General features: G+C 72.4%; 19 protein-coding genes. 6 read left to right on the top strand and 13 right to left on the bottom strand.

Going from position 1 to position 26,371, the window contains the following annotated elements; translation table 11 throughout:
* Window positions 1-124: 124 nt before the first annotated feature.
* The 10 genes from OG710_RS09005 to OG710_RS08960 form a co-directional block, all read right to left on the bottom strand.
* Window positions 125-988, bottom strand: coding sequence for an immunity 49 family protein (locus tag OG710_RS09005; RefSeq protein ID WP_330238848.1), 864 nt, complete (start codon window positions 986-988; stop codon window positions 125-127).
* Window positions 989-1,020: 32 nt separating this feature from the next.
* On the bottom strand, window positions 1,021-1,497 hold the full coding sequence (locus OG710_RS09000; protein WP_330238847.1) for a hypothetical protein: 477 nt from the start codon (window positions 1,495-1,497) through the stop codon (window positions 1,021-1,023).
* 61 nt (window positions 1,498-1,558) lie between these two features.
* Window positions 1,559-3,928, bottom strand: a complete 2,370-nt coding sequence (locus OG710_RS08995) for a hypothetical protein (protein ID WP_330238846.1) — start codon at window positions 3,926-3,928, stop codon at window positions 1,559-1,561.
* Window positions 3,925-4,350, bottom strand: a complete 426-nt coding sequence (locus OG710_RS08990) for a DUF6507 family protein (protein WP_330238845.1) — start codon at window positions 4,348-4,350, stop codon at window positions 3,925-3,927. The genes OG710_RS08995 and OG710_RS08990 overlap by 4 nt, the downstream gene beginning before the upstream one ends.
* 27 nt (window positions 4,351-4,377) lie before the next feature.
* A complete protein-coding gene (locus tag OG710_RS08985) occupies window positions 4,378-4,695 on the bottom strand; it encodes a pore-forming ESAT-6 family protein (protein ID WP_330238844.1) in 318 nt (105 codons plus the stop codon).
* A gap of 56 nt (window positions 4,696-4,751) precedes the next feature.
* Window positions 4,752-5,084 carry a hypothetical protein gene (locus OG710_RS08980; protein ID WP_111331411.1) on the bottom strand — a complete coding sequence of 111 codons (333 nt, stop codon included), beginning with the start codon at window positions 5,082-5,084 and terminating at the stop codon, window positions 4,752-4,754.
* Window positions 5,085-5,204: 120 nt separating this feature from the next.
* A complete protein-coding gene (gene eccCa / locus OG710_RS08975) occupies window positions 5,205-9,215 on the bottom strand; it encodes a type VII secretion protein EccCa (protein WP_330238843.1) in 4,011 nt (1,336 codons plus the stop codon).
* 97 nt (window positions 9,216-9,312) lie between these two features.
* Window positions 9,313-10,449, bottom strand: coding sequence for a MinD/ParA family protein (locus OG710_RS08970; RefSeq protein WP_330238842.1), 1,137 nt, complete (start codon window positions 10,447-10,449; stop codon window positions 9,313-9,315).
* A 46-nt stretch (window positions 10,450-10,495) separates the two neighbouring features.
* Window positions 10,496-11,836, bottom strand: coding sequence for a type VII secretion integral membrane protein EccD (eccD, locus tag OG710_RS08965; protein ID WP_330238841.1), 1,341 nt, complete (start codon window positions 11,834-11,836; stop codon window positions 10,496-10,498).
* Window positions 11,837-11,981: 145 nt separating this feature from the next.
* The gene (locus OG710_RS08960; RefSeq protein WP_330238840.1) at window positions 11,982-12,248 is read right to left on the bottom strand and encodes a hypothetical protein; all 267 of its coding nucleotides are present in this window, start codon (window positions 12,246-12,248) and stop codon (window positions 11,982-11,984) included.
* A 221-nt stretch (window positions 12,249-12,469) separates the two neighbouring features.
* Between OG710_RS08960 and speB the strand changes: the two genes are divergently transcribed.
* The 4 genes from speB to OG710_RS08940 all read left to right on the top strand — a co-directional run bounded on the left by speB (window position 12,470) and on the right by OG710_RS08940 (window position 20,071).
* Complete coding sequence (gene speB / locus OG710_RS08955; protein WP_330238839.1) at window positions 12,470-13,438, top strand: agmatinase; 969 nt, start codon at window positions 12,470-12,472, stop codon at window positions 13,436-13,438.
* Window positions 13,435-15,117: a thiamine pyrophosphate-binding protein gene (locus OG710_RS08950; RefSeq protein WP_330238838.1), complete on the top strand. Its 1,683-nt coding sequence runs from the start codon at window positions 13,435-13,437 to the stop codon at window positions 15,115-15,117. Before speB ends, OG710_RS08950 begins: the two co-directional genes overlap by 4 nt.
* A gap of 118 nt (window positions 15,118-15,235) precedes the next feature.
* Entirely contained in the window at window positions 15,236-16,195 is a 960-nt protein-coding gene (locus OG710_RS08945; RefSeq protein WP_330238837.1) for a serine hydrolase, read from the top strand.
* A gap of 114 nt (window positions 16,196-16,309) precedes the next feature.
* Window positions 16,310-20,071 (top strand): ABC transporter ATP-binding protein, encoded by a 3,762-nt coding sequence (locus OG710_RS08940; RefSeq protein WP_330238836.1) that lies wholly within the window; start codon window positions 16,310-16,312, stop codon window positions 20,069-20,071.
* On the opposite strand, the gene OG710_RS08935 is transcribed toward OG710_RS08940, so the two are convergent.
* Window positions 20,072-20,563, bottom strand: a complete 492-nt coding sequence (locus tag OG710_RS08935; RefSeq protein ID WP_330238835.1) for a hypothetical protein — start codon at window positions 20,561-20,563, stop codon at window positions 20,072-20,074.
* 186 nt (window positions 20,564-20,749) lie between these two features.
* Between OG710_RS08935 and OG710_RS08930 the strand changes: the two genes are divergently transcribed.
* Together OG710_RS08930 and OG710_RS08925 are read left to right on the top strand one after the other, a co-directional pair.
* On the top strand, window positions 20,750-21,166 hold the full coding sequence (locus OG710_RS08930; RefSeq protein ID WP_330238834.1) for a hypothetical protein: 417 nt from the start codon (window positions 20,750-20,752) through the stop codon (window positions 21,164-21,166).
* 145 nt (window positions 21,167-21,311) lie between these two features.
* Window positions 21,312-22,787, top strand: a complete 1,476-nt coding sequence (locus OG710_RS08925; RefSeq protein WP_330238833.1) for a S28 family serine protease — start codon at window positions 21,312-21,314, stop codon at window positions 22,785-22,787.
* A gap of 60 nt (window positions 22,788-22,847) precedes the next feature.
* Here the strand turns inward: OG710_RS08925 and OG710_RS08920 are convergent, their stop codons facing one another.
* Both OG710_RS08920 and OG710_RS08915 read right to left on the bottom strand, forming a co-directional pair.
* On the bottom strand, window positions 22,848-25,049 hold the full coding sequence (locus OG710_RS08920) for a tetratricopeptide repeat protein (protein ID WP_330238832.1): 2,202 nt from the start codon (window positions 25,047-25,049) through the stop codon (window positions 22,848-22,850).
* Window positions 25,046-26,365 carry a hypothetical protein gene (locus OG710_RS08915; RefSeq protein WP_330238831.1) on the bottom strand — a complete coding sequence of 440 codons (1,320 nt, stop codon included), beginning with the start codon at window positions 26,363-26,365 and terminating at the stop codon, window positions 25,046-25,048. The genes OG710_RS08920 and OG710_RS08915 overlap by 4 nt, the downstream gene beginning before the upstream one ends.
* Window positions 26,366-26,371: the final 6 nt, after the last annotated feature.

The raw sequence follows: 26,371 nt of genomic DNA, 5'->3' as shown, positions 1-26,371 counted from the left end.
TCGGAGTAGCGACGTTGGCAGATTCGGCAAGCGTCGAATCGCCGGTCACACCAACTGTGAGCGCCGGCCTGCTGAACTGCCAGAGCACTGCGTAGCCACTCGACGGCAGCTGCCTTTTGAGGTGTCAGGTGGGGAACTCGCCGAGCCGGCTGCGCTGGAGCAGATGCTTGGGCAGGTAGTCGGATTCGACATCGAGGGGGAAGTCGGCGTCGTGGGCGAGGCAGGCGATGGCGAGGGGTCCGAGGGCGATGCTGCCGTCGATGTCGGCGGCCCGGTCCTCGGTGAGGGTCCAGTACGCCTTGTGGAGCTTCAGTGCGTCTGCCAGGGCGGGGGCGAAGCCGTCTCGGTCTTGGCGGACGTAGTGGTAGAAGAGGTTGATGGGCGGGTAGAGGATGCCGTCCATCAGGTCTCGGGGGGCGATCCGGGCCACGGACGGGTCGGATGCCTCGATGGTGGCGATCAGTTTGTCGGCGAGGCCGGGGCCGCGGAGCCACCAGGTCTGGAGGGTGTCGACCCAGTGGTAGATGTACTCGTCGTACTGTCCCTGCGGTGACCGAAGCCGTTCCAGCGGGATCTCGCTGAGCTGCGTCATCCGTTCCTGGTCACGGCAGATGACGGCCAGCCAGAAGGCGGACAGCCAGTTGCCCGCGTCGGCCATGGAAAGCGGACCGGCGGCGGGGATGGTGCGCAGCTTCCTGTTGATCCGGCACTCGACCGTTCCTTCGTTCACCATGCTCGCGGCGAACAGTGCTGAGCTGACCTGCATGGCGTTGACCGTGGCTTCCCACGTCTCCACCTTGGAGGCCCGCGGATCGATGGCACAGCGGGCACGGAACCCCAGAATGGAGGAACCGAACGTGAAATCGAGCAGGGCTGCTGACTCCTCCAGGTCGTTGATTTCCTCGACCAGGCGCTCGCTCAGTCGGTTTGCCAGTGCCTCCGTGTCGACTTCCCCCTGGAGGTCGTGGCGTGTAACAACTACCGTCATGGAAGAGTTCCCTTGCTGATGTCGAACCTGCGTTACTGGTAACCAGATTGTGTGTCGGGTGAGGGTGTAAGGTGCAGGACGACTTCGGCGTTTGCGATCATTCGCCCGATCTCGATGGGGAGATGCTCAAATTCCTCCATGGCGACGTCGTACGGCTCTACGCGATAGCGGTTCCCGTCGAGGCCGGTCGCCTCGATGAACCACCGGTACCCAGCAGGAGACGTGGAGTCCTCCACATCCACCCAGGTCGCCTGATGGCGCAGGACCATGAGGTCCCCCAGGTAAGCGGTGAGGTCCGTGTGAAGGGTGATCCAGTCCGACTGCTCGAACTCTGCGAGCGGAAGGCGGTCCACGTAGTTCTGGAGACCTGGCAGGAGAATCAGAGGGTCTTCCGTGTACTGCCGCTCGCTCAGGCCCAGCATTTCTGCGAGGCCTGCTGCGTGCAGGTGCATGCCGGCGGTCCACTCGGAGGTGTGTGGGCCGGATTCCGGAATTTTCTCGCCGTGCATTCGATCGGGCCCTGCCTTTGATCTCGAAATGGAAGTCTGGTGCTATTCGAGTGCGCAACGGCTAGTTCTTCTTGGGCGCCTCGCCGTACTCGAGAAAGATGATTCTTGCCTCGGTCAGGTAAGCCCGAAGTTCATCGGACGGGCCAGCGTGCGTGAACGACCACCGTGGATCGTATCGGGGGTCGGCGCGTCTTAGGGCCAAGTCTTTGTGTATCTGCTCCCGAATGTGCTGGCTCAAAGGTACCTGATTCCTGACCGACTGGCGCGTGCCGTCCTTGAGAGTGATGGTTCGGTACGGCCCGTATGTTTTCACCTCCACGGCGAGGGTGCGCCCATCGGGAAGGTCGACGGGGACGTCCACTTTTCGTCCGCCGGTGGCGGTCACAGGGTAGCGAGGGTGTGAACTCGTTGGGACCGGATAGTGGCGTTCCGCATCCCCGCCCCACAGTTGACGATGAAATTCCTCGCCGCGTTCCCAACGGTCTCGCGTGCGACCAGTGTTACGGACATCCCTGAGAGTGAGCGGGCCGTCCGATGGGGGGAGCGCGAGCCTCGGTCGGCTCTGTTCGCCTTCCAGGCGTGGTGCCGTAGCCGGGTGATCATGGGGTGGCCCTTCGCCGCCACTGTCAGACGCCCCCGCTCTGTCGTCCTGCTTCGGTTCGTGTGGTGGGTCGTCAGGGCCCTCGGGCCGATTCGTTGCGTCGGCCGGATGCTCGTAGTGCGGCGACCCCGGCCCACTGCCTCGTGCGGCATTGTTCACGGCCCCCGATGGCGGTTCAGGGAGACTGTGTCCGCTGCCTCCTGCTCCGCGTCCCGCGAAGTGCGTGGTCTGGCTCGTCCGCGTGGTGGCACCGGTCAACGCTTCTTCCGGCGACGCCGAAGCCCGTGCCCCCGCCCCCTCCTGGCGGGCCGCCGAGTTGTGCTGGAGGAGGGTGCCGTCCTCGGCGAGGACGTTGCCCGGGCGGTCCAGGTAGACCGTGTTGCCGTGCTCGTCCACTCCCTTGATCACGTTCTCGGGGAGGGCCGTCGTCCCGTCGGGGAGTTTGAGCGCGCCTTCGGGTACGCGGAGGGCGCCCTCTGGGGGATGTACGCCCTCCGGGAGGCGGACCACGCCGTCGCCCAGGTCTATCGCGCCCGAAGGGACCTTCGCGCCGTCCGGGAGTTTGAAGGAGTTGGCCGGGACCTCGAACGCGGCCGCCGGGACCGCCGCGCCCTCCGGCAGGTGCAGGGTGCCGTCGGGGAGCTTGAACGCGCCCTCCGGGAGGGCGACCGTGCCCTCGGGGAAGGTGGGTATCTCGAGCTGCCCCAGGCCCTTGAGCGCCGCCAGGCCGTCGCCGATCTTCGTCAGGCCCATGCCCGCGCCCTTGAAGACGTACGTCATCGGGTCCACGACCCGGCCCACCTTGCCCGCCGTGGACAGGGCCTTCGCCGCGACGGCCGCCTTTCCGGCGCCGGAGGCCGCGCCGCCCGTGCCGCCGGTGAACACCGTCGTGACGACGTTGAACGCCACCGCGCCCAGCGCCCGGGACGGGTTCTCGCTCCACTGGTCCCAGGCCAGGAGCGCCTTGCCGGTCTCCTTCATCGCCTTGCGGGAGTCCCGCAGATAGGCGGGGAGCTGATCGTCCGGCAGCCCCCAGTACAGGCCGGCCAACGGGGTGGCGGTGATCACCACGCCCGTGGCGAGCTTCCCCAGGCCCGACCACGCCTGCTTGGCGGAGTCCCAGCCGTCGGTGCCGACCAGGGTGCCCAGGCCCTCGATCGTGCCCCAGACGCCGTCGACGAAGAACCCCTTGGCGAAATCCCAGGCGTGTTCGTGCAGGTGCCACCAGGGCTTGGACTCCTCGACCGGGTCGCCCCAGGGCAGGCCCTCGGCGTGCTTGAGGGTCTCGGCGTCGTAGCCGTACGTGCCCTTCTTGCCGGAGCCGTCGTCGGTCTTCAGCGCGGGGCCGCCGACCAGGGCGACGATCTTGTCGTGGCAGGCCCGCTCCACCGCCTGGAACGCCGCCCACGTCTCGGCGATCTCGTCGTGGCGGCGGTTGTTCTCCTCGACCAGGTCGCCGTCCTCGCGCCACTTGTTGTCGTCCTTGATCCGTACGACGAAGGACTCGGCCTCGCGCTTCAGCTCCCTCAGCTTCTCGACCAGCGGGGCGGCGTCGGTCGTGTACGCGGACAGCGCGGCCGTGATCGTCTCCAGCTCCGACTTCAGGGAGGTCCCGCGGTCCGCGACCGGTTGCGTCGTCGCGAACAGCTGGTCGGCCTCCGGAGCCTTGTAGAACGCCTGGAGGCCGCCGAAGCTGCTGTGGACGTCACCGGCGGCGGTGGCGGTCGACGCCGCGCTTTTCGTCAGCGTGGTCACGCTGGTGTCCAGCAGGGCGAGGTTGCCGGTGAAGACGGGTATGCCCGACGGGGTGACCGCCTCGTTGTCGCTCACTTGCCCGCCCGTATGTCCTTGAGCACGTCCAGGCGGACGGACCTGGCGGCGTCCTGGGCCCGCTTGGCTGTGTCGAGGTCGCCCTCCACGTACTCGCTCGTCGCCGTCGCCGCGCCGAGCACGGCGGCCTGGATGCGCTCCGCCATCGACTTCAGCTGCGGCTTCCGCCCGGTCACGTACGCGCCGAGCGCCGCGGCGACCGGCCCCAGGGTGGGGTGGGAGAGGGGCTCCGCCCCCACCGCCACCGGCCCGGCCACCGGCAGCGACGCCGCCGAGCCGGGGACCGCCGTACCAGCGTGCGTCGCCGCCTCCGACATCGCGGTGACCAGGGCGTTCAACGCCTTCTCCAGGTCACCGGCGTGCGTGCCGACCTTCTTCAGCTGCCCCTGCACACCCTGTGGTTCGATGTCCCAAGCCGTCACCGGCCGCCTCCCCCGAAGTCGTGTACGTCAGCCGATGTTGTCCACGGCCGCCTTCGCGCGGGCCAGGGTCTGCTGGGCGGTGCCGTCGTTCTTCTCCAGGGTGGAGCGCAGCAGGTGGATGATGTTCTTGACCTCCTGCGAGGCCGCGTTCCAGCGGAGTTCCTTGCCGTGGTACTCGTCGGCCACGCCGTCCGCCGCGAAGTCGCTCATCGCGGCCTTGACCTGGCCGTCCCGCGCCGTGATGACGAGTTCCAGCTGGGCGATGACCACCTGCAGATTGCCCTGTACCTCGGTCGACGCGCCGATGTCGTACGAGCGCCGGTCGGTGTTGCCCGCGTTCCCCATGACTCTTGTCTCTCCCCGTCAGGAATGTGTACGGATGCGTGGAAGCCCGCGCCGGGTCAGCGGCCGCCGAACCGGGCCGCGTCGAAGTTGGCCGACGCCATCTGCGTACGGGCGTTCTCGCCCTGCTCCTGGTCGCCCGAGCCGAACGCCGCGTCCATGCCCTGCTGGCCGCCGAGAATGCCGGACAGCGAGGCGTTGAGCGCGGCGGTGATCTCGTCGGAGCGGTTCTTGAAGTCGTCGAACGCGACCTTGCCGGAGCCGTTGAACTTGCCCTCCAGCGGCTCCGCCGCCTGGATCAACTGCCGGATGAGCGTGCCCAGATCCGTACTGGAGCCCTGTGAGTGCGAGATCAGGGTCGACAGGACCGTGGACCCCATGTCGAACTTCATTCGTTTCCCCCCAGCGATCGAACGAACGTGTCCTCTCCGTACTCATGTCTATCAATGCGTGCGTCGCTACTGCAATCTGCAATCGGCCATATCGCCACGGTGACCGGGCCGGGGCGCGGGTCAGCGAGGCGCGTACACCGTCTGCATCAGCCGGTTCGGGCGCCCGCGCCGGATGAACACGCCCCGGCCGGCCGCCTGTTGCGAGGCGTACACACCGGGGAAGAGCTGGCCCTCGCTGCGGTCGCCGGACATGACCAGCGCCGAGGCCCCCGACTCGCGCAGGCTCTGCACCAGCGGCTCGTACATCCCGCGCGCCGCCCCCGCCACGCGCCGCGACAGCACGAAGTGCAGGCCGATGTCCATGGCCGAGGGGATGTACGGGAGGAACGCGGCCAGCGGCGACTGGCCCGCCGTCGTGAGTACGTCGTAGTCGTCCACCAGGACCACGATGCGCGGGCCCGCGCCCCAGCTGCCCGGCTCCAGGTCCTCCAGCGGCGCGTTCTCGTCCGGCAGCCGCTTCTCGAGCTCCGAGGCGATGGCCGCCGAAAGACCCATGCAGAGCTTGGAGTTGTACGCGTAGCCGCCGTTCAGCTCCTCCGGGACCACACCGCGCAGCGAGCGCCGGGGGTCCATCACGGCGAAGACGAGGTCGTCCTCGCCGTAGCGGTGGGCCAGGCCCTCGGCGACCGTCCGCAGCAGGTTCGTCTTGCCGCACTCGCTGTCCCCGAGCACCAGCAGGTGCTGGTCGTGGCCGAAGAGGTCGAGCAGCACCGGGGCGAGGGCCGACTGGTCGAGCCCCAGCGGCACCCGCTCCGGTTCGGCCGCCGGGCTGGGCAGCAGCCGGGGCTCCAGCAGATGCGGCAGGACCCGTACGGGCTGGGCGACCTCGCCGTGCCAGGTGGCCCGGACCGTACGGGCCGCGCGCTCCAGGACGGCGCCCAGTTCCGCCGTCTCCGCGACCCCGTCCGTGCGGGGGAGGGCGACCTGCGCGAACAGCTTGCCGTCGGTGAGGACGCGGCCGGGCTCGTCGGGGGAGAGGGTCTCGGCCAGTTTGCGGTCGATGCTCGACTCCCCGGCGTCGTTGAGCCGCAGTTCGACGCGGGTGCCGAAGTTGGACTGGATGGCGATGCGCACGTCGTTCCAGCGGAGCATGCCGGCGACGACGTGGATGCCGTAGCCGCCGCCCCGCTTGAGGATGTCGGCGACCGCGTCGTCCAGCTCGTCGAAGTCGTCGCGCAGCGCGCCGAACCCGTCGATGACCAGGACGATCTCGGCGGAGGCCAGCTCCGGCAGCCGGCCCGCCGCGTGCAGGGTGCGCAACTGCTCGACGGAGTCGATGCCGTGCTCCCGGAACAGGTCCTCGCGCAGCGCGAGCATGGCGCGCACCTCCTCGACCGTGCGCGCGGCCCGCTCCCGGTCGGCGCGGCCCGCGACCCCGCCGACGTGCGGCAGCCCGGCGAGGGCCTGGAGGCCGCCGCCGACGAGGTCGAGGCCGTACACGCCGACCTCCTGCGGGGTGTGCGTGAGCGCCAGCGACAGGACCAGGGTGCGCAGCAGCGTCGTCTTGCCGGACTGCGGCCCGCCGATGACGGCCGCGTGCCCGCCGGCCACCGTGAGGTCGAGGAGCCACTGCCCCTGCCACTGCTTGGCCGGGTCGTCCAGCAGACCGAGCGGCACCAGGAGCGGGCCGCGCTGCCGGGTGCCCGGCCTGCCCGCGTCCGGCCGCACCCCGGTCAGCCGCATCCCGCGCGGCCCGGCGTCCAGCGGTCCGGCGACGGCGTCCAGGGTGAGGGCCGGGGGCAGCGGCGGCAGCCAGATGCTCCGTACGCCCGGCGCGGCGCCGGTCAACTGGTCCACCATGACGCCGAGTTCGGTCGGCCCGGTCTCGCGGCGGCGGGCCGACGGCTCCCGTTCCCGCGCGGCGCTGTCGGGGCCGGCGAGCGTGTTGTACGCCTCGTAGGGCAGGACGAGCGGCCCGGTCTCCTCCGCGTCGGCGGTCCGTACGGGCCCCCGGTAGGCGCCGGAGACGTACCCCGCCTTGAAGCGGGTGTAGTGGCTGGTGTCCACCTTGAGGAAGCCGAAGCCGGGCAGCGGCGGCAGATGGAAGGCGTCCGGGGTGTCCAGCACCATGCGCGACTCGTCGGCGGAGAAGGTGCGCAGCCCGAGCCGGTAGGAGAGGTAGGTCTCCAGGCCCTTGAGCTTGCCGCTCTCGATGCGCTGGCTGGACAGCAGCAGATGGACGCCGATGGAGCGGCCGATCCGGCCGATGGACAGGAACAGGTCGATGAAGTCCGGCTTGGCGGTGAGGAGTTCGCCGAACTCGTCGATCACCACGAACAGGTGCGGCAGCGGCTCCAGGTCCGGGCGCCGCTGGGCGCGCAGCGCCGCGTAGTCGCCGATGTCGGCCACGTTGCCCGCGTCCTTGAGCGCCTGCTGACGGCGCTTGACCTCGCCGGCGAGCGAGGAGTGGACGCGCTCGACCAGGCCCGCCTGGTTCTCCAGGTTGGTGATGACGCCCGCCACGTGCGGCAGGTCCGCGAAGGGGGCGAAGGTGGCGCCGCCCTTGTAGTCGACCAGGACCAGCGCCAGGTCCTCCGGCGGGTGGGTGGCGGCGAGGCCGAGGACCAGGGTGCGCAGCAGCTCCGACTTGCCGGAGCCGGTCGCGCCGACGCACAGCCCGTGCGGGCCCATGCCCAGCTCGGAGGACTCCTTGAGGTCGAGCAGGACCGGCTCGTGGGCGTCGCTGATCCCGATCGGCACCCGCAGGAAGGCGCGTTCGCCGCGCGGCGCCCACAGCCGGTCCAGGTCCAGCGCCGCCACGTCCTGGATGCCGAGCATCGCGGCGAACTCGACGGGCCCGGCCAGCGGGGCGTCCACCAGGGACTCGGCGGACAGCCGCAGCGGCGCGAGCATCCGGGCCAGGCCCTCGGCGAACGGCACCCCGACCTCGTCCACCGTGCCGTGCGACTCGACGCTCTCCGTCCCGCGCAGGTCCTCCACGACCACGTCCGTGCCGTCCACGGTGAGGCGGACACCGACGTGGTCCGGCTCCTGGACCCGGCGTTCGAGGAGATGGATCACGGTCACGCCCATCTCGCGCAGCCCCACCGCGTCGTCCGGGCGCGGCAGTTCGACCGCGTCCTCGCCGTGGCCGTCGCTCACCACCAGCAGCCGGGAGTTCATCGCGAGCGCGTCCCGCCCGGCCAGGCCCCGGCGCACCTCGGCGGCGTAGGACGCGCGGCGGCGCAGCTCCGGGCCGAGCAGCCGGGCGAGTTGCGGGGCGGAGGGGGCGATGCGGCGGGCGGCGACCGGGCCGTCGGACTGCTCGGGGTCGAGCAGATGCGGCAGCCACTTGGTCCATTCCCAGTCGGCCGCCCGCTCGCCGGGGGCGGCGATCGCGATCCCCACGTCGTCCGGCGCGTGCAGGGCGGCGGCCTGGACGAGCAGGGCGCGCACGACCCGCAGGCAGTCCTCGCGGGGCCCGACCACGCTGACGTCGCCGGCCCGGTCCAGCGGGACGGTCAGGGGCAGTTCGGTGCCGTTGCGGAACCGGTTCACCAGGGCCGACGCCTCGTTGAGCATGAACAGGTCGGGCGGGGTGAGGACGGAGGAGCCCTGCTCGCCGATCCGCAGGTCGCGCAGCGGCATCTCGCCGGTGCCGGCCCGTATCCGCAGGAAGTCGTCGTCGGCCCTGCGCCGTTCCCAGAGCCGGGCCGGATCGCGCACGACGTCGTACAGGGCGTACGGGGACGGGTTCAGCACGTCCGCCCGCTCGCGCCGGACCCGCTCCTCGGCGGACAGCTCCTCGCGCAGGTCCTCCACATAGGCGAGGTACGCCTCGCGCTGGGTGCGGCGGGTGCGCTGGGCCTTGCCGCGCTGGGAGAGCAGCAGGACGGCCGAGCCGATGACGGTGACGACGAGGATGATCGCGCCGAGCCCGGCGAACTGGCTGTTGCGGACCACCGTCATCATCACCACGGACGACATCACCCCGGCGACCGGGAGCAGCGACATCGCGATGTTCCCGGACTTGCCCTCGGGCAGGTTGGGCGGCGCCTCGATGGTGCGCGGCTCGGAGTCGGCCGGCGGGCGCGTGGTGCGGGCGGGGCGGTGGATCAGGCGGGTGCTCATCGGCTCCGTCCGGGGGTCGCGGCCGGGTGGGCGTGGGCGTACGGGCAGGGCGTCGCGCGGCGGACGGGAGGCGGGGGACAGGCCCTCGGTACCGGGTTCACCGGCGCTTCCGGGACAGTTCGAAGACCTCGGCGGCGAGGCGGGCGGCGGCCAGCCGGGCGGGCCGGGACAGGAGGTCGGTGCGCAGCCGGCCGCCGGCCGCGAGGTGCCGGTCGTGGGGCAGGACGTGGACGCGCGCGCCGGTCGTCGCGAGGCGTTCGGCAGCCGCTTCGACGTCGATGCCGGGGCGCGGGCTCATGACGGAGAGCGCGACGACGGTCCCCTCGATGACGTGCGGCGGCAGGGACCGCAGCCATTCGAGCACGGCGTAGGTGCCGGCCACCCCGTCCAGGGTGGCGGGCGCCGCCAGTACGCGGGCCTGCGCGGCGGACAGCGCGGCGCGGGCGACCTCGGCGGGCAGCGTCTCGCAGTCCACCACGGTCACGCCGAAGTAGCGGCGCAGGGCGACCATGACCCGCTCGTACGTGGCGGTGTCGACCATCGCCCCGATCCGGCCCTGGCTGCCGGGCAGCAGCCAGGCGTTGTCCGGGAGCTGGACGAGGTAGCCGGTGATGTCGAGGAGCGACATCTGCGGTGCCACGATGTCCGCCAGGTCGGCGGTGGTCCACCGCAGCGAGGCCGCGCCCAGCCGCAGCGGCAGCGAGCCGAGGGCCGGGTCGGCCTCCACGAGCAGGACCGGGTCCTGGCGGTAGTGCGCGTACGTGGTGCCCAGCAGGGCGGTCACCGTGGTCTTGCCGGCGCCGCCCCGGATGGACGTGACCGCGATCTGCCGCCCCGTCGTGACCGGCCGCTGGAGCACTTCGGCGGTACGGGTGAGGACGGCGACCTCGCGGGACGCGGACCCGGAGACGATCCGGCGCAGGGCGCGTGCCCCCCGCACGACGGCGGGCTCACCGCGCGTGGGGCGCCGCGCGACGGCGGCCATGGCGGTGTCGAGGGCGGGCAGCGAGTCGGGGGCGGTGGTCCGCGCCGGCCGCGTGGACGCGGCGGGGGCCGGGGTACGGGGCTGCTCCGGCACGGCGGGCCGGGGCCGCTCGGTTGCGGCCGGGGCGGCGGCCGGAGCCGGACGCGGCGACGGCGCGGGGGCCGCCGGGCCCGGGGTGTCGGCGGGGACCGCCGGGCCCCGCAGGGCGCGCAGGATGTCGTGCTGCCAGTTGTGGTCCGCGTTCGGCATGTCGTCGCTTTCTCCCGGAGCGCCCGCGTCGTCGTGTCGGGGGTGGTCAGAACTTGTTCAGCAGTTGTCCGTAGACGCCGAACACCCCGACGGCGAGCGGGAAGAGCCCCACCACGCCGATGGATTCGATGAGGTCCGCCGTCCGCCGCAGCCGGACCCGTACGTGCTCCGGGGGCTCCGCCACCAGCGCGAGCAGCGGCAGGAGCGCCGCCGCGCACAGGGCCGCGATCGGCCCCGCGCCCCCGGAGTGGTCCAGCCACAGCACCACCAGCCGCACCGCGACGAACGCGGCGGCGGCGAACAGCGCCACCACCTCCGCGACCAGCGGGAACGCCCGCGCCCTGGACAGCAGCACCACCGCGACCAGGCACGCCAGCAGCACCGTCCACACCGTCGGCCGGGCCGCCGAGGTGAGCAGGACGCCCCCGGCTGCGGCCGACGCCGCCGTGACCAGGGTCGCCAGGGCGAGGCCCCGGTGCGTGGCGGCCAGCGCGTTGCGCACGTCGTGGCGGCTGACGGAGGCGCCGCCCGAGCGCCGGTCGTCCAGTGCGGTGAGGCCCGACGCCATCAGGGCGAGCCGGGGCAGCAGGCCGAGCAGCACGACGGAGAACACGGCCATCACGGCGCCGAGCCGGGCCGGGCCCGAAGCGGCGGCGGCGACGGCCTCCCAGACCCCGGTCAGCACGGCCGTGGCCAGCGCGCCGATCAGGCCGCCCCGGCCCAACGGCGTCAGCAGCCCCAGCAGGGCGAGCGAGAGGGCGAGGGCCCCGGCGACGGCGGCGAGCCGCAGCGCGCCCGGCCAGTCGTGGGCGTCGGCCGCGGTCCAGGCGCCGAGCACCCCGAGCCCGGCGCCGAGCAGGAGCAGCGCGGTCGCCGGCGCGTGGTGGCCGCGCCCGATCCGGGCGACCAGCGCCCCGGCCGCCAGCAGCAGGACCGTGACGCCCGCCAGCGCGCCGGCCAGGGCGTCCAGCGGGAACTCCCGGCGGGCGAGCAGTGCGGCGGCCACCGCGAAGACCACGGTCGCCACCCCGGCGGTGACCCGGCGGGCGGCCGGGCGCCAGCGCCACGCCTGGAGGTCCAGGCTGTCGGCCACCTGGTCGGTGACGTCGTGGACGACCGGCGCGGGCGGGGCGGCGTGGATGCGGACGAGCCGCAGGACGGCGCCGTCGCCGACGCCGGCGGAGGCCAGGGTGGAGTCGTGCGGCAGGGCGGAGCCGTCGGCGGTGAGCAGTTGCCTGGTCAGGGGACGCGAGGCGGCCCGGTCGTCGAGCAACCGGAGGATGTCCGGAAGGAGCTGCCCCACCGGGGTGTCGGAGGGCAGGACGAGATCGGCGCGGCGCCGCTCGCCGACCAGGGTCACCCGGCTCATCTCGGCACGGGACGTCATTGCCGTACTCACTGGCGAAACCCCATCGTCGTGACTTCTCGGAATTCCATGACCGGTCCAGGACCAAATTCCAGGACCGGATTCCTAGACCGGATTCCAGGACCGGACTCCAGGACCGGATTCCAGGGCCGGTGGGACGGCGGCGTCAGCGGGCCGGAAGGCCGTACTGCTGGGACTGCCGCTGCCGCTGTTCCTGCTCGGCCTTCTGCTTGTCCAGGGTGTGCTGGAGGAAGGACCAGCCGACGCAGCCGGCGCACAGCACGGCGGTGATCGCGATCCCCGCGAAGACCTTGCCCAGGCGCTCGTCCGCCGTGCGCCGCGCGCGTCCGGTACCGAACAGCAGCGCGTCCCGCATCCGGCGGCGGCGTACGCCCACCGACTCCAGCAGCTGGCTGTCGTAATCCCGCGCCATGCATCCCCCCTTTGCCACTGCAACATATGTCACATGAAGCGATGATCGGCACACCGGGTGGCCGGATCGGGGCGGGAACGGCGCGGGAGCGCCCGGGACCGGCGGTGCGGCGCGATTCATCCGTTCCGGTGGGTCAGTGGACGAAACGTACACTTCAGTCCGGCCCCGAGGCCGCCTAGCGTCGCTCCGGCACATCGCATCCGAGGAAGGGCACACCGCTCATGACCAGCAACGAGACGCCGCGCGGACCCGTCGACTCCTCGCGCGTACCCCGCTACGCCGGGCCCGCGACGTTCGCCCGGCTGCCCCGCCTGGACGAGGTCGGCACGGCGGACGTCGCCGTCGTCGGGGTGCCGTTCGACTCGGGCGTCTCCTACCGGCCCGGCGCCCGCTTCGGCGGGAACGCCATCCGCGAGGCGTCACGGCTGCTGCGCCCCTACAACCCGGCGCAGGACGCCTCCCCGTTCGCCCTCGCGCAGGTCGCCGACGCCGGGGACATCGCGGCCAACCCGTTCCACATCGAGGAGGCCGTGGAGACCGTCGAGGCCGCCGCCGACGCGCTCCTGGACACCGGCGCCCGGCTGATGACGCTCGGCGGCGACCACACCATCGCGCTGCCGCTGCTGCGCTCCGTCGCCAAGAAGCACGGACCGGTCGCGCTGCTCCACTTCGACGCCCACCTCGACACCTGGGACACCTACTTCGGCGCCGCCTACACCCACGGCACCCCGTTCCGCCGGGCCGTCGAGGAAGGCATCCTCGACACCTCGGCGCTCTCCCACGTCGGCACCCGGGGTCCGCTCTACGGCAAGCAGGACCTCACCGACGACGCCAAGATGGGCTTCGGGATCGTCACCTCCGCCGACGTGATGCGGCGCGGCGTGGACGAGGTCGCCGACCAGCTGCGCCAGCGCATCGGCGACCGGCCGCTGTACATCTCCATCGACATCGACGTGCTCGACCCGGCGCACGCCCCCGGCACCGGCACCCCCGAGGCCGGCGGCCTCACCTCCCGCGAGCTGCTGGAGATCGTGCGCGGCCTGTCCTCCTGCCGGCTGGTCTCCGCCGACCTGGTCGAGGTCGCCCCCGCGTACGATCACGCGGAGATCACCTCCGTCGCCGCCTCGCACACCGCGTACGAGCTGACGACGATCATGACCCGCCAGATCGCGGAGGCCCGGCAGAGTTGAGTCACGACCACGACGAGCGGCCCGCGCTCACCCCGGCCCAGATCGCGGCCGCGCTGAACCCCCCGCCGGGACGGACCGGCGGCGACCTCGTCGTCGAGACGCTGCGCGGCCTCGGCGCGACCACCGTCTTCGGGCTGCCCGGACAGCACGCGCTCGCGCTGTTCGACGCGCTGCGCCGCTCGCCGCTGGAGTACGTGGGCCTGCGCGTCGAGAACAACGCGGGCTTCGCCGCCGACGGCTACGGCCGGATCACCGGCGAGGCCGCCCCGCTGTTCCTGTCCACCGGGCCCGGCGCGCTGACCTCGCTCGCCGCGCTCCAGGAGGCCGCGGCCGCGTCCGCGCCCGTGCTCGCCGTCTCCGCCCAGGTTCCCGTCCGGGGCCTCGGCGGCGGCCGGCACGGCATGCTGCACGAACTGCGCGACCAGCAGGCGTCGTTCCGTGACGTGGTGAAGTCCGTCCACACCGTGCGGACCGCCTCGCAGATCCCCTCCGCGATCGCCGCCGCCTGGGAGTCCGCGCTGACGGCCCCGCACGGCCCCGTCTGGGTCGAGATCCCGCAGGACGTCCTGGAGGCGGCCACCTCGCTGCCCGTCGTGCTCGCCCCGGACGCCACCCCGCGCGAACTCCACGCCCGCCCGGAACTGATCGCCGTCGCCGCCCATCTGCTGTCCGGCGCCGAGCGCCCGGCGGTCCTCGCCGGCGGCGGGGTCGTACGCGCCGACGCCTCCGGCAAGCTGCGCGCGCTGGCCGAGAGGCTCGACGCCCCGGTCGTCACCACGTACGGCGGCAAGGGCGCCTTCCCGCACACCCACCCGCTCTCGCTCCAGTCGTGGGTGGAGGACCGACACGTCACGGACTTCCTGGAGGACGCCGACGTCCTGCTCGTCGTCGGCTCGGGGCTGGGCGAACTCTCCTCGAACTACTACACCTTCGCCCCGCGCGGCCGGGTGATCCAGATCGAGGCGGACGCCGGCAAGCTGGAGGCCAACCTCCCGGCGCTCGGCATCCACGCGGACGCCCGCGACGCGCTCGCCGACCTCCTCGACGCGGTCGCCCCGCGCACCGACCCGGCCGCCGCCGCCCGCGTCACCGCCGTCCTCGACCGCGTACGGGACCGGATCGCCGGCCAGGGGCGCGACCTGGAACAGCGGCTCCTGACCGCGATCCGGACCGCCCTGCCCGACGCCTCGCCCAGCTTCTGGGACATGACGATCCTCGGCTACTGGGCCTGGGCCGCGTTCGACGCCCGCCGCCCGAACACCATGCACTCCGCCCAGGGCGCGGGCGGCCTCGGCTACGCCTACCCGGCGGCGCTCGGCGCGGCGGTGGCCGACCCGACGCGGCCGGTCCTCGCGGTCTCCGGCGACGGCGGCGCGATGTACTCGCTGGCGGAACTGGCCACCGCCCGGCAGTACAACCTCCCGGTCACCTGGCTGATCGTGGACGACGGCGGCTACGGCATCCTGCGCGAGTACCTGACCGGCGCCTTCGGCGAGACCACCGCCACGGAGCTGGCCCGGCCCGACTTCGCAGCCCTCGCCGAGTCCTTCGGCGTGCCCGCCGTGCGGACGAGCCCCGAGACGCTCGCCGCGGACCTGGCGGAGGCGTTCGGACGGCCCGGCCCCTCGGTCGTCGTCCTCCCGGCCCTGCTGAAGATGTTCGAGCCGACCCACCTGTGACGGGTCCCGCCGGGATTCCGGTGGCGCGTACAACCTTCCGGGCGCCCGTGAGTCATCACTTGCGGGCGTGCCGGGGGGCCGCCCGGACCACGCCCGGATCACTCAGGGGGAACGCACCATGACCACGTCCCGTACCGCCGCCCGCGCCCGCGCCGCGCTCTGCGCCGCCGTCGCCGCCGGGGTCCTCGCACCCATATCCTTCGCGGCGGCGCCCGCGTCCGCCGCGACCGCGAAGGTGAGCTGCACCTCCGGCCGGGCCGGCCTCGCCGCGAAGCTCTCCAAGGACATCACCGCCGCGCTCAAGGGCCGCAAGTCGACCGTCTCCGTCGCGCTCTACGACCGGAGCACCAAGACCACCTGCACCCTCCGCGCCACCGCCAAATACGACTCCGCGAGCATAGTGAAGGCGACCGTGCTGGCCACGCTCCTGTGGGACAACGCCAAGCGCGGCCGCCACCTCACCCAGCGCGAGATCGACCTCAGCACCCGGATGATCACCAAGTCCGACAACGACGCCACCACCGCCCTGTGGAAGCAGCTCGGCGTCGGCAAGGTCAACGCCTTCCTCAAGGCGGCCGGAATGACCCACACCGTGCCCGGCTCCGGCGGCTACTGGGGCCTGACCCAGATCACCGCCCAGGACCAGCAGCGGCTGCTCTCCCTGCTCACCTCGAAGAACTCCGTGCTCACCGCAGGCTCCCGCAGCTACGAACTGGGCCTGATGAAGAAGGTCGTCGCCGCGCAGCGCTGGGGCACCCCGGCCGGCGCCCGCACCGGCACCACGGTCCAGGTCAAGAACGGCTGGCTCCAGCGCTCCACGCACGGCTGGCGGGTGCACAGCATCGGTGCCTTCACCGGCAACCGCCACGACTACGCGCTCACCGTCCTCACCCAGGACAACAAGACGATGAGCGACGGCGTGAACACCATCCAGGCCGTGGCCCGCGTCGTCCACACGGACCTCAACCCGCGCATCGCGCACGCCCCGAACTTCACCGTGCCCGCCGCCCCGCAGGAAGCCCTCCCGCCGGTCCCGGAGGCCCCCGCCGGCCGCATGTTCACCGCCCGGCTCCGCTAGCAACCCGCCGTACGGGACCTACGACCAAGGTCTCGTCTTCATTGCGGCGGGATGAAATCCGCAGCCCACCGCGTTGGTGCCTTCCGTCGGATCAGGTCGGACGGGAGGCACCGGGTGGCGGGCACACGGGACGCGGACACACGGGACGCGGGGCACAGGCAGCACAGCGGCTGGGCGCGGAGACTGAGCGGCTACGCCTGGCGCTACCGGCGCAACGTCCTGCTGGCGCTCGGCTCCTCGCTGGGCGGCATGGCCGTGATGGCCCTCGTCCCGCTCCTCACCAAGGTCATCATCGACGACGTGGTCGTCGGCCACACCCGCTCCCTGGCCGTCTGGACCGGACTGCTGATCGCCGCAGCCGTCGTCGTCTACGCCTTCACGTACATCCGCCGCTACTACGGCGGCCGGCTCGCCCTCGACGTCCAGCACGACCTGCGTACGGGCATGTACGCGTCCATCGCCCGGCTCGACGGCAGACGCCAGGACGAACTGTCCACCGGACAGGTCGTCGGCCGCGCCACCAGCGACCTCCAGCTCATCCAGGGCCTGCTCTTCATGCTCCCGATGACCATCGGGAACGTCCTGCTCTTCCTGATCTCCCTGGTGATCATGGCGTGGCTGTCGCCGCTCCTGACCCTCGTCGCCGTCGCCGTCGCCCCCGCCCTCTGGTACATCGCCCGCCGCTCCCGCACCCGCCTCTTCCCCGCCACCTGGTACGCCCAGTCACAGGCGGCCGCCGTCGCCGGCGTCGTGGACGGGGCCGTCTCCGGCGTCCGCGTCGTCAAGGGCTTCGGCCAGGAGGAGCAGGAGACCGGCAAGCTGCGCGAGGTCGGCCGCAAGCTGTTCGCCGGCCGGCTGCGCACCATCCGGCTGAACGCCCGCTACACCCCCGCCCTCCAGTCCGTGCCCGCGCTCGGCCAGGTCGCCATGCTGGCCCTCGGCGGCTGGCTGGCCACCCGGGGCGAGATCACCCTCGGCACGTTCGTCGCGTTCTCCACGTACCTCGCGCAGCTCGTCGGCCCGGTCCGGATGCTCGCCATGGTCCTCACCGTCGGCCAGCAGGCCCGCGCCGGCGTGGAACGCGTCCTGGAACTCATCGACACCGAACCCACCCTCACCGACGGCACCAAGGAACTGCCCGCCGACGTCCCGGCGAGCGTCGAGTTCGAGGACGTGCGGTTCGGCTACGACGAGGACCGCCCCGTCCTGGACGGCTTCTCGCTCACCATCGAACCCGGCGAGACCGTCGCCGTCGTCGGCGCCTCCGGCAGCGGCAAGTCCACCGTCTCCCTGCTGCTGCCCCGCTTCTACGACGTCTCGCACGGCGCCGTCCTCGTCGGCGGCCACGACGTGCGGGAACTGACCCTCGACTCGCTGCGCGCCGCCATCGGGCTCGTCCCCGAGGACAGCTTCCTGTTCTCCGACACCGTCCGCGCCAACATCGCCTACGGGCTGCCCGGCGCCACCGACGAACAGATAGAACAGGCCGCCCGCTCCGCCCAGGCCGACCGGTTCATCGCCGAACTGCCCCACGGCTACGACACCAAGGTCGGCGAGCACGGGCTCACCCTCTCCGGCGGCCAGCGCCAGCGCATCGCGCTCGCCCGCGCCATCCTCACCGACCCCCGGCTCCTCGTCCTCGACGACGCCACCTCCGCCGTGGACGCCCGCGTCGAGCACGAGATCCACGAGGCGCTGCGCCAGGTGATGGCCGGACGCACCACCCTCCTCATCGCCCACCGCCGCTCCACCCTCAACCTCGCCGACCGGATCGCCGTCCTGGAGAACGGCCGGCTCGCCGACCTCGGCACCCACGAGGAACTGGAACGCCGCTGCGCGCTCTACCGGCGCCTGCTCACCGACCCGGACGAGCTGGGCGCGCCCTCGCCCGGCCACCGCCCGGCCGCCGTGGCGAAGGCCGTCGAGGACCCCGCGCGCGACCGCGCCCTCCAGGACGAGATCGACGCCGAGTTCGACGCCGAGCGCGGCATCACCCCCCAGCTGTGGGTGCGCCGCGAGGAGGGCCGCGGCACCGACACGGCGGGCACCCCGGCCACCCCGGAGCTGCTCGCCCAGGTCGCGGCCCTGCCCCCGGCGACCGACACGCCGGACGTGGACGAGGCCCGTGCCGTGCACGCCGAGGACTCCTACGGGCTGCGCAGGCTGCTGCGCGGCTTCGGGCTGCCGCTGCTGGTGAGCCTGGGCCTGGTCGCCGTGGACGCGGGGGCCGGGCTGCTGCTGCCGGTGCTGATCAGGAACGGCATCGACGACGGGGTCACCAAGCTGGCGCTGGGCGCGGTGTGGACGGCGTCCGCCTTCGCGCTGGTCGTCGTCCTCGTGCAGTGGGCGGCCCAGATCGGCGAGACCCGGATGACCGGCCGCACCGGCGAGCGGGTGCTGTACGCGCTGAGGCTGAAGATCTTCGCCCAGCTCCAGCGCCTGGGGCTCGACTACTACGAGCGCGAGCTGACCGGCCGCATCATGACCCGGATGACGACGGACGTGGACGCGCTGTCCACGTTCCTGCAGACCGGCCTGGTCACCGCCTTCGTCTCCGTGGTCACCTTCCTCGGCATCATGGTCGCGCTGCTGGTCCTCGACGTGGAGCTGGCGCTCGTCGTCTTCGCGACGCTGCCGCTGCTCGTCGTCGGGACGATCTTCTTCCGCCGCAAGAGCGTCAAGGCGTACGAGCTGGCCCGTGAGCGGATCGGGGTCGTCAACGCCGACCTCCAGGAGTCCGTCGCCGGGCTGCGGATCGTGCAGGCGTTCCGCCGCGAGCGGGACGGCGCCGAGCGCTACGCCGCCCGCAGCGACGAGTACCGCGAGGCGCGGGTGCGCGGGCAGTGGCTGATCTCGGTCTACTTCCCGTTCGTCCAGCTGCTGTCGTCGGTGGCCGCCGCGGCCGTGCTGATAGTCGGCGCGGGCCGGGTGGACGACGGGACGCTCACGGCGGGCGCGCTGGTGGCCTATCTGCTCTACATCGACCTGTTCTTCGCGCCCGTGCAGCAGCTCTCCCAGGTCTTCGACGGCTACCAGCAGGCCGCCGTCTCCCTCGGCCGCATCCAGGAGCTCCTGCGCGAACCGGCGTCCACCACCGACCGGGGCGAGACACGCGAGGTGGACGAGCTGCGCGGCGAGATCGCCTTCGAAGACGTGTCGTTCGCGTACGGGGACGAGGAGGCCGCCCTCCGGGGCGTCGACCTGCGCATCCCGGCGGGCCAGACCGTCGCGTTCGTCGGCGAGACCGGGGCCGGCAAGTCCACCCTGGTCAAGCTGGTCGCCCGGTTCTACGACCCCACGGAGGGCCGGGTCACGGTGGACGGCACCGATCTGCGCGGCCTCGGGCTCACCGCGTACCGGCGCCGGCTCGGCGTCGTCCCGCAGGAGGCGTACCTCTTCGCGGGCACGCTGCGGGACGCCATCGCCTACGGGCGCCCGGACGCCTCCGACGCGCAGGTGGAGGCGGCGGCGCGGGCGGTCGGCGCGCACGACATGATCGCCACGCTGGACGGCGGCTACCTCCACGAGGTGGCCGAGCGGGGCCGCAACCTGTCGGCCGGTCAGCGCCAGCTGATCGCGCTCGCCCGCGCCGAACTCGTGGACCCCGACATCCTGCTGCTCGACGAGGCCACCGCCTCGCTCGACCTGGCCAGCGAGGCCCTGGTGAATCAGGCGACCGACCGGCTCGCGGGCCGGCGCACCACGCTCGTGGTCGCCCACCGCCTGACCACCGCCGCGCGTGCCGACCGGGTCGTGGTGATGGACCACGGCCGGGTGGTCGAGGACGGCACGCACGGCGAACTCCTCGCCCGCGACGGGCACTACGCGGTGCTGTGGCGCACCTTCATAGGAGAGGACGAGCCGGCCGGGGTGTGATCAGTCGCCCTCGCGGATGCCGGAGATCTTCCCCGTCGCGAGGTCGGAGCGCACGGTCACATAGGTGTACGAGGGGTCGTCGGGGGTGCCCCAGGCGAGGCGGACCGTGGACCAGGTGTGGCCGGCGCCGCTGTGTCCGGCGGTGACCCGGTGGTCCACCGGGACGTCCTGGGCGAGCAGTACCCCGTCGGCGTGGTGGGCCGCCTCCCAGTCGCGGAGGCGGTCGCGCAGCGCGGGGGTGAGGTAGAAGCCGCGCAGCGCGGTGGCCAGCGAGCCCCCGTCCTCGGCGGCCGCGGCGTCGATGTACGAGGCGTAGAAGTGGTCCACGAGCCGGGACTCCCGGCTGGAGGTCTCGTCGTGGACGGGCGCCGTTCGGTCCGCCGCGCGCGGGGCCGCGGCGGCGGAGGGGACGGCCAGGGCGGTGGCGGCCAGGAGGGCGGCGGCGAGCAGCGTACGGCCGCGGGGGCGCCGGGCCGAGCCGATTCGGGTCATGGCGGTTCCTGCCTTTCGTGGGGGTCTGTCCTGCCGGGGTCCATGGTGGGCCGGGGGCGTGCCGGGCATATGCCGGACCCGCCGAGTGCAACCTCTCCGTGGCCTCCGGCGTCGTACGCAGGGACACACCCATGCGCCCAGGTGTCGGATTCGGGCGCAGATGTTCGACGAAGTGATGGGGCTGCGGTGACCAGAGGGACAGCAGGACATGCCTGTGGCGCACGGCGCGGGCTGTGCCGCCGCTTCGCGGCGCTCACCCTGGCGACGGCCTTCGCACTGGTTCTCGGTGGGGCGGTCGCGGGCAGCGCGGACGCGGCCTCGGTGTGCGCCGGGCGCCCCCGCACGACGGTGAAGTTCGCGACGGGCGAGCTGCGCGTGTACAAGTCCCGTGCCTATGCCTGCGCCACCGCGGTCGCCGCCAAACCCGGTAAGCGCCGCCCGATGGCCGTGACCATCCAGCCGCGCGGCGGACACCCCGTCACGGACAGCGGGCGCTACACCCGGCAGGCCGGCCCGGTGACCGTCCACGCGCTCAACCGGTGCGTACGCGTCTCCGGCAAGATCGCGGGCAAGGGCAGCCGCACGAGCTGGATTCTGTGCTGACCGGGTGACATGTCCGCAGCCCCGGCAAGGGGGTCTGGTGGTACCGGGGCCGCCCCGCTAGGTTCGCCGCGTCAGCTGTGAACCAAGAGGTGTCCCCCGGGGCCTGTTCGTGATCGGCGGGGCGCCTCTCAAGGGGAGGACGCGCATGCGCAAGGCGCTCAGAGGAATCCTGTCGCTCGCGGTGCTCATCGGCACGGTCGGCGCGACGGGAGCCTCGGCCGGGGCGGCCACCGCCGCCGGACCGGCCCCGCTCGGCACCGCAGCGAGCGACCGCGGCACGAGTACGGACATCAAGGACCGCATCCTGGCCATCCCGGGCATGCGTCTCGTCGAGGAGAAGCCCTACGCGGGCTACCGCTACTTCGTCCTCGAATACACCCAGCCCGTCGACCACCGCCGCCCGTGGAAGGGAACGTTCCAGCAGCGCCTCACCGTGCTGCACAAGGACACCTCCCGCCCCACGGTCTTCTACACCGGCGGCTACAACGTCTCCACCAACCCCAGCCGTTCCGAGCCCACCCGGATCGTGGACGGCAACCAGGTGTCGCTGGAGTACCGATTCTTCACTCCGTCGCGCCCCTCGCCCGCCGACTGGTCCAAGCTCGACATCTGGCAGGCGGCCAGCGACCAGCACCGGATCTTCACCGCGCTCAAGCGGATCTACTCCGAGAACTGGATCACCACCGGCGGCTCCAAGGGCGGCATGACCGCCACGTACTACGAGCGCTTCTACCCGAGGGACATGGACGGCGTCGTCGCCTACGTCGCCCCCAACGACGTGGTGAACAGGGAGGACTCCGCGTACGACCGCTTCTTCGCGCGCGTCGGCACGAAGGAGTGCCGCGACAAGCTGAGCGGCGTCCAGCGCCAGGCCCTGATCCGCCGGGGGCCGCTGGAGGAGATGTACGAGCAGTACGCGCGGGAGAACGGCTACACCTTCCGCACCACCGGCTCCCTGGACCGGGCGTACGAGGCCGTCGTCATGGACTACGTGTGGGCGTTCTGGCAGTACAGCCTCCTCGCCGACTGCGACCGCCTGCCGGCCGACGCGACGAAGGCGACCGACGAGGAGATCTGGAAGTCCGTCGACGCCATCTCCGGCTTCTCCGCCTACACCGACCAGGGCCTGGAGCGCTACACGCCGTACTACTACCAGGCGGGTACCCAGCTCGGTTCGCCGGACATCGAGCAGCCCTGGCTCGGTGACCTCAGCCGCTACGGCTACCAGCCGCCGCGCAACTTCGTCCCGCGCTCCATCCCGATGCGGTTCCGGCCGCAGGCGATGCGGGACGTCGACACCTGGGTGCGCCACCACGCCCGGAACATGCTGTACGTCTACGGCGAGAACGACCCGTGGGGCGCCGAGCGCTTCCGGCTCGGCGCGGGCGCCCGTGACAGCTACGTCTTCACGGTGCCCGGCGGGAACCACGGCTCGAACGTCGCGGGGCTGGTCCCCTCGGAGAACGCCACGGCCACGGCCGCCATCCTGCGCTGGGCGGGCGTCGCCCCGGCCGCCGTCCAGCAGGACGAGTCGAAGGCGAAGCCGCTCGCGAAGTTCGACGCCCGGCTCGACAACAAGGACCTGACGACGGATCACCGGCTCGGCGTCCGGCGCCCGTGAGCTGACAGGACCGGGTCCCTGCCCGCCGCACCCGGCGGCGGGCAGGGACCCGGTGCCGCACTACGCCCCGGCGAGTTCCGCGAGGCGGACGCGGGCCCGGTCGGCGTACGGGGAGGGGTCCAGCCCGGCGCAGAGCCCCAGGTCGCTCCGGGCGCCGTCGAGGTCGCCGCTCTCGGCGCGGCAGCCCGCCCGTTCCCACAGCAGCTCGTCCCGCTCGGCGTCCGGCAGCCCGAGGGCGGCGGTGAAGTCGTCGATCGCCTGCGGCCACCGTCCGGCGGAGCGGTTCACATAGCCGCGGTTGTAGAGCAGGGACGCGTCGGGGCCGACCAGCTCCAGGGCGCGGGTGAGGTCGTCCACCGCGTCGTCGGTCCGGCCCTGTTCCTGGGCGATGACCGCGCGGTTGGCCAGCGCCTCGTAGAGCTCCGGGTCGTGCTCCAGGGCCGCGGTGAAGTCGGCCAGCGCGGCCCCGGTGTCACCGTCCTCCAGGGCGAGCAGGCCCCGGGTGCAGAGCAGGTCCGCGCTGTCGGGGTCGTGGCGCAGCCCCTCGGCCACGTCCGCGCGGGCGCCCTCCGGGTCGCCGCCCTCCAGCAGCAGGGACGCGCGGTTGATCCTGGCCCGCAGATAGTCCGGCTCCAGCTCCAGGACGTACCCGAAGTCGGCCAGGGCGCCCTTGACGTCACCGAGTTCGGCGCGCAGATCGCCCCGGTTGTAGTACGCCTCGGGGAACGGCGGGCTGACGTCGATGGCGGTCTGGTAGTCGGCCAGGGCCGCGTCGGTGTCGCCGGCCCGCCGGTGCAGCGAGGCCCGGTCGAAGTAGTACTCGGGGTGGTTGGGGTCGGCGGCGATCACCCGGGAGAGGTCGGCGATCCCCTCCTCGATCCGGCCCCGCGCGGCCCGTACCTGCCCCCGGTTGTGCAGCAGCACCGAGCGGTGCAGCTCGTGCTCGCCCGGTGCCAGGTCGGCGTCGAGCCGGGCCAGCCCCTCGGTCACCAGCTCCTCGGCCCGCTCCAGGTTGCCCATGTGCATCTCGACCAGGGCGAGTCCGTTCTCCTGGAAGACCTTCTGGAACGAGCGGGTGGCCTCGGGCATCTGCGAGGCCAGCGCGATGGCGGTGTGCAGATGGACGCGGGCGGTGAGGTGGTTGCGGGTGCCGGGCGCGCGGTGGCGGGTGTACAGCATGCCGAGCGCGTAGTTGGAGAACAGATGGACCATCGGGGTGGTGAAGCGGCTGCGCAGATCGAAGTAGATCTCCTCGGCCTCGTCCACCCGGCCCACCACGGCCAGCGCGCTGGTCAGCCGGGTGCTCGCCGTGCAGTACGCGTCCTCCTGCAGCTCCGGGTCGGCCAGCGCCCGCGCCCGCTGGGCCAGGTCGGCGGCCGCGTGGTAGAAGCCCATGTCCACACAGCGGCCGGCCGCGTCCAGGACCGCGCGCAGCCCGGCCCCGTGCGGGTCGCTGCCGCGCTCCAGGTGGTACGGGAGGGCGCCCAGCCGGTGGGCCTGCGGCGCGGTCCGCTCCAGCTCGGCGGCCCTGGCGTCGTGCAGCGCGGCCCGTACCGTCGCGGGCGCCGCCTCGTAGGCCGCGCGCTCGTCGGCGTCGTCGCAGCCGCCGTCGGACTCCACGTAGGCGCGGACCAGGTCGGCGGCCTCCCTCGGCGCGGCGGGCGGGGCGGCGGCCGGGGCGTCCACGCGCACGGCGTACCGGTCCAGGGCAGCGGCCAGTTCGGCGGCGTGCGCGGGCAGCGGGTCGCCGGTGGTGGCCACGACGATGCGCAGCCGGGCCGGGTCGACGCGGCGCAGGGCGATGGCGAGCAGCTCCTGCTCGGTGGCGTCGGCGGCGTGCACGGCGTCGAACCGCACGGTGACCGGCCGGTCGGTGGCGGCGGCCCACTGGTTCAGGAACTCCACCACCCCGTGGACCAGCCGCCGGGTGCGGGCCGGGCCGTAGAAGCGGGTGCGTTCCTCGGGGACGGCCAGCGAGGTGAGGGTTTCCCGCGAGGGCCGTACGACGGACTCCAGGCCGGGGGCGACCGACAGGAGTTCCACGTCGTGGGCGGTGACCTTGTCCGGGGAGCCGGCCCATATCCGGGGCACCACCAGGTCGAGCAGGGCGGCGGTGCCCGCGTACGGGCCCCGGCCGTCCCGGTGGGCGGCGACCGCGTGGAACTCCCCCGCGGCGGACCGGGGCAGGACGGCGTCCAGCGCCGCGTCGCGGTCCCGGCGGGTGCCACCGACGATCCACAGGTGGGCGGGTTGCTCGCTCATCGGCTGTGTTCCTGTTCTGCGTGAAGGGCCGCGGTGGTGGGCGCGGGTTCGGGTGCGGGGGTGTCGGCCGGCGCGGCCTGCGCGGGGTTCCCGTTCTGCTTGCGCTCCTGCCGGAGCCGTTGCTCGGCACGGGCGCGGGAGCGGTCGCGCAGGGCGACCACACCGGCGAGCCCGAACTGCACGACGCTCAGCACCAGGAAGCCGACGGTGTCCCAGAAACCGGAGTCCGGGTCGCCGGCCCGGCCGAGCCGGTCGACGAGGAGGCGCACGAAGTGGGCGAGAACCGGAACCGCGGTGAGGGCGGCCGTCAGCAGCATCACCAGCACACCGGCCGCGGCGAACGGCGCGTACCAGCGCGCGACCCTGCGGTCCCGCTCCGACCACTGCTCCAGGTCGACCATGCGGTTCCGCAGGCCGAGCAGCCGGCAGCCGGTGTTGCGGATCAGCGCCCGCGTCGTGTCGTGCAGGGCCACACAGCCGAGAGCTGTGGAGAAGACGTAATAGAGGTCGGTGCGCAGAAAAAGGTAGAACTGCCAGACGAACCGGAGTGCGGTGACAAATGCGAGGGCCACCGCGAAACGCCCGATAAAGGTGAGTCCATTGCCGTTCAGATGCGCGTCGAGAGCGGCTGCGAAGACCAGCAGACAGAACACCAGAGTATCGGCGACCATTCCGGCGAGGAAAGGCAGGTATCGCTTCTTCTTGGGGACTCCGAGCAGTCCGTTCAGTGTTGTTTCGAACACCACGAAATAAAGCCGTCGTCCCACTCCGAGGCTGGAGGGAATGCCTATGCGCCGGCCCGCGAGCGCGTGGAAGGACTCATGGAGGAAGACGAACGGGAGCTGGGCGAAGAGCAGGCCGACTTGCACCAGCAGCAGCGACTCGGTGAAGAACAGGGCCCTCGGATAGGGGCGCACATCGGGCATGCGCACCAGGAGCACCACGCACACCACGGCCACCGCCGCGTAGACGATCCAGGCCACCGGTGAGAAGACGGCCCGGCCGAGCCGTTCGTACCGCACCGCAGCCGGTTCCTCCGGAGCCGGCTCTTCCCCCTCAGCCAGAAGAAACCCCAGGTCATCCAGGGTCTCCAGGAAGTCGTCCATATCGACGGGCTCGTCGTAGGCGGCGTTGTACCAGGCGACCGCCTCGGCCAGGGGCATGCCGGTGGTGAGCTTGTGGAGCAGCAGTGCGCCGTCGGCGGGAAAGAGGGCGTACGAGTCGGTGCCGGTCCGGCCGACGAGCACCTCGTCGCCCTCGGGGACGAAGGTGAGTCGATGGAAGGCGGGCCCCGCGGTCCGCCGAGTATCCGCCATGCCTTC

It is taken from the genome of Streptomyces sp. NBC_00525, assembly GCF_036346595.1.
Classification (GTDB): domain Bacteria; phylum Actinomycetota; class Actinomycetes; order Streptomycetales; family Streptomycetaceae; genus Streptomyces.
Note: the sequence above shows the minus strand (reverse complement) of the source record. Positions and strands in the feature narration are given on the sequence as shown.